Annotated in this window: 1 protein-coding gene; it reads right to left on the minus strand. The window is 35.1% G+C overall.

The window, feature by feature from the left end; all coding sequences use genetic code 11:
• Positions 1 to 382: 382 nt before the first annotated feature.
• Positions 383 to 2,020 (minus strand): glycosyltransferase family 39 protein, encoded by a 1,638-nt coding sequence (locus tag AFK68_RS03325; RefSeq protein ID WP_094671586.1) that lies wholly within the window; start codon positions 2,018 to 2,020, stop codon positions 383 to 385.
• Positions 2,021 to 2,840: the final 820 nt, after the last annotated feature.

Below are 2,840 nucleotides of genomic sequence, written 5' to 3' on the forward strand. Positions count from 1 at the left end.
TCCCCTACTCCCCTACTCCCCTGCTCAAGTAAATATAGAAAAGTTTTTGAGAAATGGTATTATTTAGTGCTAGACATATATTTGGCGCTAAAGCCCAACTACAAACAATATAATTTTTTCAATAGTTAATTGTGTTTTTTCTTATACTTTTGGTACATCTATACTCAAAAATATTCAAATTCTGTAGGTTTGCTTGTTTGCATTAGCATTGCGCAGCATGGAACGTTTGCAGAGCATTTACAACCGAAAAAAACAATTTTTTCCTTCCAATGTTTTTGTTGGGTTTCACTTTGTTCTACCCAACCTACAATTATCTAACATAGCGATACTAATACTAAACATAATATGATTTTTCATCAACAGTTTCACCATAATTTTATTCCTACCTTTTCTTCACTTTCCACAACTCTCCATCTACAATAGACTGAAATTCCCACTGTGTTCCTTTCAGCACTTCTCCCAGTCTCCCAGAAGGTCGAAATACAAATATCTCCGACTCATCTCCAAACATTTCTAAATTAGGCGACTGACTCAACAACAATAGTCGAACATCATCATCTAATATATAACTGAGTGAAATTAAGTTTGCCGTATTAGTATAATCATCGCCTAGATCAGTCAATAATATTGGGGAGTCGCTAGCATTAACTTTTTTGGCAACCTCCGCATTAAAATAACTCACACTTTTACTCCACCAAGTATCAGAAAAAGCGCTGACGCTGCAGGATGCAATACTAGCAGTTAACAATATCCCTAAAACTACCCGCCAGTATTTTTTCTCGCCGAATAAAGTAGGATGTTCCCTACCTAAATACTTTGCCAATAAATAAGCAACTGATAAATATATTGCTGGAAAACAGGAAATTAGATAACGGGTGACAGTAGAGCGTTTCCCACCCCAGAGCAAATCTGGTATTACTAATATTATCAAAGGTACAAAAATAGAAGTCAGGATAAATAATTTTCTGGAAAGACTACAAGAATGACAAACCGTATAAATTCCCCAAACAATAATAATTAAAAATAACAATCTTAGTAAATATGTGCCGATATGATTAAAACCAAAATCTAGGTCAATAAACAAACTGGAAAAACTCAAAATCCACTTTTTTACTAAAAAATCAAAGCTGACTGATACCCTTGCCCAATTTGTTGTATCATACACTCGTTGCAGATTATTAATTACTACTACTATCCAAGGAATATAGAGAATTATTATTGCTACTGAGGCAATGAAAAAATCCAAGGGTAACGTTTCAATGAAAAGTTTAAATTTTGATAAATTAGATTTGTTTTTAGAGTAAATTATTGCTACATAATTTGAGAGCAACCAATTGCTAATCACAAATATCCCATGGGAAATAAGAGTTAGACAAAAAAACAAATGGGTATATAAACCAATGGCAGAAACAATACTATATAATCCCCAGTTTTTCCAAATTCGAGAATCTAAAGCCTGCAATAATAAAATACTACTACCAATAATCAAAACAGTAACTAAACTATATTGCCTTGCTGTTTGAGCAAATAAAATCTCAAAAGGCGATAAAGCTAAAAATGTAGTTGCGAGTAAAGCAGTTAAATGGGAGTTAAAAAGTTGCCAACTTAAAACATAGATTAATGGCAAAGATAATAAACTAATTAATGCTGGTAAACTACGAGATGCGGTGAGGGAACCGCCAAATTTTTGCATCCATAACCGAGCCATCAAATAATATAAAGGTGGATGATGGGGATTTTCAATTGTTAGAGATTCGAGAGTGCCTATGAAAGTGCTTTGTGGTTGAATTTTTTGATATTTTTGTAGTTGTTCAGCCGGAATAATTTGGTTTTGAAATAATTCTCGGTCAATATCAGTCCGATTAAAACCTGCAGCTCTTAAAGAAGTAAATACTTCGTCATGCCAATAGACTTTTTTATCAAGGTGGAAAAAACGGAAGCCTATTCCTAAAGTTATGGAAATAATTAGCAAGATAACTAGAGGTTGGAAGAATATTTTATGGTTAAATTTGAGAGTCATTATTTTTTCATTAAATTAGTAATACTAGGAGATATAGCGATTTTCACTGCTCCCCTATTATCCCCCTTTTTAAGGGGTAGGGCCGTTTCATTCGTATCGTGAGTTAACAATTTAAGGATAACGGGAGATGTTTAGGAGCAGAAAATAGAGAAATTAGCCATATCAGTACCGATTTTTCAGTCGATAAGTGTCATTGAAGTAGCAGTCAGCGCTCAGCACTCAGCGCTCAGCACTCAGCAGTCAGCTATTAGCTTTTCGGCGTCCGTACGGGAGTGTGGAGAGATGGGGAGATGGGGAGATAGGGTGTATTAGATATCTGCCACTCATCCAATCATCAAATCAATTATTACCTATTTTTATCAATTAATTCTACCTCCAACCTATTTTCTGGAGATACGCTTAGGGCTTCTATAGAACCCCTGAAGGGGTCTATTTAAAATTAGAGATTGAGAGTAGGGGAGTGGGGGAGTGGGGGAGATGATGAAGTAAGTCAAAAAAATTCTACCTTTTTCCTCTATTTCTTTATTCTCCATCTCCTGACTACTGAGGACTGAGGACTGACTCCTTTGGCAAAAACCTTTACCTTTGCGGAGATACCTTCAGGGGTTCTATAAGAAACCGGGTTTATCGGAAACAGATATCAGTGAAATAGGTCATTTCATATAAACCCGGTTTCTCTGCAAAGTTACGGCAAGAATTTAACTTCTGAATTCTGAATTCTACTAAACCCGGTTTCTCGGAAAAAGTGCTGTAATTTAGTTACAGTAAGAATTTAACTTCTGAATTCTGAATTCTACATTCTAAATTCTACTCCAAACCT

It is taken from the genome of Hydrocoleum sp. CS-953 (assembly GCF_002260545.1).
In the GTDB taxonomy this organism is placed as follows: Bacteria; Cyanobacteriota; Cyanobacteriia; order Cyanobacteriales; family Microcoleaceae; genus Trichodesmium.